4 protein-coding genes are annotated in these 3744 nt (G+C 68.4%); all 4 read right to left on the bottom strand.

Going from position 1 to position 3744, the window contains the following annotated elements; genetic code table 11:
• Nucleotides 1-1176, bottom strand: a 1176-nt coding sequence (locus QZ609_RS25285) for a ComEC/Rec2 family competence protein (protein ID WP_295500898.1), incomplete at its 3' end; no start/stop codon positions are given.
• 9 nt (nt 1177-1185) lie between these two features.
• Complete coding sequence (locus QZ609_RS25280) at nt 1186-2001, bottom strand: TatD family hydrolase (protein ID WP_295500895.1); 816 nt, start codon at nt 1999-2001, stop codon at nt 1186-1188.
• Between the two features lie 23 nt (nt 2002-2024).
• Complete coding sequence (lolD, locus tag QZ609_RS25275) at nt 2025-2756, bottom strand: lipoprotein-releasing ABC transporter ATP-binding protein LolD (RefSeq protein ID WP_295500892.1); 732 nt, start codon at nt 2754-2756, stop codon at nt 2025-2027.
• The coding region (locus QZ609_RS25270; protein ID WP_295500889.1) for a lipoprotein-releasing ABC transporter permease subunit at nt 2749-3744 on the bottom strand (996 nt) is incomplete at its 5' end. The genes lolD and QZ609_RS25270, both read right to left, overlap by 8 nt.

Here is a 3744-nt window from a genome sequence, read left to right as displayed (position 1 = left end):
GAAGATGATCGCCACCGCGCCGAACGACAGCCAGAAGCCGGCGGACATGACCGCCCACGGATCGACCAGCGCCACCACCGCTGCCGCCCAGCACAGCGACAGGCTGGCCGGCACGCTGCGATCGGTCAGCCGCGCGATCGCCACGGTGGACAGCATCAGCAACGTGCGCTGCGCCGGCACGCCCATCCCGGCCAGCAGACAGTAGACGATGGCCGCGACCATGGCCGCGATGGCGCCCGCGCGCTGGGCCGGCATACGCAGCGGCAAGGGCGTGCGCAGCCAGCGCACCAGCCCGAACGAGCGCCGCCACAACGCCATCCACAGCGCGGCGAAGAGCCCGGCAATCATCGTGATGTGCATGCCAGAAATGCTGACGAGGTGGCTGATGCCGGTGCGACGGAACAGCTCCCAGTCTTCGCGCGCAACACCGCTTTGGTCGCCGACCACCAGCGCGACGACAACCGGCGCGTAGCGCGCATCCGGCAGCGCGGCGAGGATGTGGCGGCGCACGGCCGCGCGCCAGCGTTCGACGTCGATCCAGAAGCCGCCGTCGGCCTCGCCCAGCAGGGTGTTCTGCGCGCGCTTGCCGGTGCGCACGTAGCCGGTGGCGCGGATGTCGTCGGCGAGCATGGCGTACTCGCCATCGAAGCCGCCGGGGTTGGACAGGCTGTGCGGGCGCTTCGCGCGCAGCGTCAGTTGCCAGCGCTGGCCGGGCTGCAAGTCGGGGATGCCGGCGCGGCGGTCGGGCGCGGCACCCTCTTCGTCTTGCGTATTCCAGCCGCGCGCGCCGTACCACGACAGGCGCACGCGCGGCGGCACGGCATCACCGGCGTCGCTGGATTCGATATGGAAGAGGAAGCGCGTGGCCTCGTCGCCAAGTTGCGGCAGTTCGGCCACCACCCTGGTCGCGATGATGTCCTTGCCCTCCCACGCTGGCGCCAGCACCACGGACAAGCGTTGCTGCGCGCGCCAGTCGCTCCAGCCGAAGCCTGCGGAGGCGGCCGCCAACACGGTGAGCACGGGAATGAGGACCGGGAATTTCCGCGCGCGCCGCAATGCCAGCGCGCACAGGAGACACGCAGCCGCCATGCCCATCGGCTGCCACGCTAGCACCAGCGCCGCCTGCATCTGCAGCGCCATGCACCCCGCGACGAAGCCGATCAGCAGCAGCCGCACGGGCACGAATCAGGGGTCCAGCAATGCCGCGAGGCGGGGAATGGCGTCGATGCTGTTGCGGCGCATCTGCGCGGCCAGCGCGTCCATCGAGATGCCGCGCAACTCCGCCAGCGCCGCAGCGATGCCCGCCACCTCGGCTGGTGCATTGCGCGTGCCGACCTGCTCGCTGAACTGGTCGTCAGCCAGCCACGCGGGCGCGAGGTCGGGGGCATCGGTTTCCAGCACTATGGACTCGACGGGCACTTCAGCCGCCAGCCGCCGGATGCGGTTGGCGCGCGAGAAGGTGAACACGCCGCCAAAGCCAAGCTTGAAACCGGACTCCGCAAAGTGTCGCGCCTGGTCTGGGCTGCCGTTGAACGCATGCGCAATGCCGCGCCGCACGCCCGCCTTGGCGGCCGCACTGCGCACCTGATCCTGCGATTTGCGCACGTGCATCAGCACCGGCAGGTCGAATTCGCGCGCAATGCGCAACTGCGCCTGATAGACGGCGTTCTGCCGCGCAACGTCCGGATCGGGGATGAAGAAGTCGAGCCCGATCTCGCCGATGGCGACGAAGCGCGGGTCGTCCATGGACGCGGCGACCTGGCGGCGCAACTCAGCGAGATCGTCATCGCTGGCCTGCGCGGCGCACAGCGGATGGATGCCGAGCGCGTAACTGCAGCTCGCGTGCCGGTGCGCCAGCGCGCGCACCGTGTCGAAATTCCAGCGCGCCACCGCCGGTACGACGATGTGGTTGACGCCCGCCGCCAGCGCCTGCGCGACCACCGCATCGCGGTCGGGGTCGAATTCACGGGCGTCGAGGTGGCAGTGGGTGTCGATCCACATGGCGGTGCGTGGCGGCGGAAAGCTCAGCGCTCTTGGTGCAGGTGACCGTCGCGCAGGCGCAGGATGCGGTCGCAACGGCCTGCCAGCTCGATATCGTGCGTGACGATGACGAAGCTGGTGCCGAGCGTGCGCGTGAGTTCCAGCATCAGGTCGAAGACTTCGCCGGCGGTGTGGTCGTCGAGGTTGCCGGTGGGCTCGTCGGCCAGCACGCAGGCGGGCGAGCCCACGAGTGCGCGCGCCATCGCCACGCGCTGGCGCTCGCCGCCGGACAACTCGCCCGGGCGGTGGGCCGTGCGCTTGCCCAAACCCACGCGCTCGAGCATCGCCTGCGCGGTCTTGCGCGCCTGTGCCTCGCTCTCGCCGCGGATGCGCAGCGGCATGGCGACGTTGTCCAGCGCCGTGAATTCCGGCAGCAGGTGGTGGAACTGGTAGACAAAGCCCAGCGCCCGGTTGCGCAGCGTATTGCGCTCGCGCTCGCTCATGGCGGTGAAGGGCTTGCCGAGCAGCGACACACGACCCGAGGTCGGTGCATCCAGCCCGCCCAGGACATGCAAGAGCGTGCTCTTGCCCGAGCCCGACGCACCCACGATGGCGACCTTCTCGCCCACGCCAATGCGGATGTCGACGCCCTTGAGCACGTCCACATCCAGCCCGCCCTGCTTGAACGCCTTGACCAGCCCTTCTGCCTGCAGCACCGCGCCCGTGGAGGCCGGCGCCGCCGGCGTCTCGATCGAAGTCATCACGGCCTCACTCATAGCGCAGCGCCTCCGCCGGGTTCACGCGCGAGGCGTGCCAGCTCGGATACAGCGTCGCCACCGAGGCGAGGACGAAGGAAATGATGCCGATGGTCGCAATGTCGTTCACGCGGGGGTCCGAGGGCAGTTCGCTGATGAAGTAGATGTCCTTGGGCAGGAATTGCACGCCAAAGAGATGTTCGATAAAGGGCACGATCACGTCGATGTTGTAGGCGATGAGCGTGCCAAAGGCCACGCCCAGCAGCGTACCGATAAAGCCGATCGCCACGCCCTGCACAATGAAAATTTTCATGATGGAGCTTGGCTGCGCACCCATCGTGCGCAGGATGGCGATGTCGGGCTGCTTGTCCGTCACCGTCATCACCAGCGTGGAGACCAGGTTGAACGCCGCCACCGCGATGATCAGCGTGAGGATGATGAACATCATCTTCTTCTCGGTCTGCACGGCGGCGAACCAGTTGCGGTTCTGGCGCGACCAGTCGCGGATGTAGAGCTCGCCGGTGAGCGTGCGCGAGAGTGCCTCGGCCACCTGCGGCGCGCGGTTCATGTCGACCAGCTTCAGGCGCACGCCGCTCGGGCCGTCCAGGCGGAACAGGCGCTCGGCGTCGTCCATGTTGATGAGGGCAAGCGAGCTGTCGAACTCATAGTGGCCCGACTCGAACACGCCGATGACAGTGAACTGCTTCAGGCGCGGCAACACGCCGGCCGGGGTGATGGTGCCCTGCGGCGCCACCAGCGTGACTTTGTCGCCCTGGCGCACACCCAGGCCGCTCGCCAGCCCCGAACCCAGCGCGATGCCGAATTCGCCGGGCTTCAGATCGTCGATGGTGCCCGACTTGAAATCCTTCGCAATGTCCGAGACCTTCGGCTCATCCGCCGGCGACACCCCGCGCAGCAGCACGCCACGCACCGCGTCGTCACGCGTGATCATGGCCTGTGCGCCCACGTATGGCGCCGCGCCGATGACTTCCTTGTTCTGCATCGCCTC

The sequence above is a fragment of the uncultured Ralstonia sp. genome, assembly GCA_913056305.1.
GTDB lineage: Bacteria > Pseudomonadota > Gammaproteobacteria > Burkholderiales > Burkholderiaceae > Ralstonia.
This window is presented reverse-complemented; position numbering and strand designations above follow the sequence as displayed.

What these genes read in the sequence shown, in the direction of transcription:
- QZ609_RS25280 (WP_295500895.1), bottom strand. Translation starts at nt 2,001, where the DNA reads ATGTGGATCGACACCCACTGCCACCTCGACGCCCGTGAATTCGACCCC.
- lolD (WP_295500892.1), bottom strand. Translation starts at nt 2,756, where the DNA reads ATGAGTGAGGCCGTGATGACTTCGATCGAGACGCCGGCGGCGCCGGCC.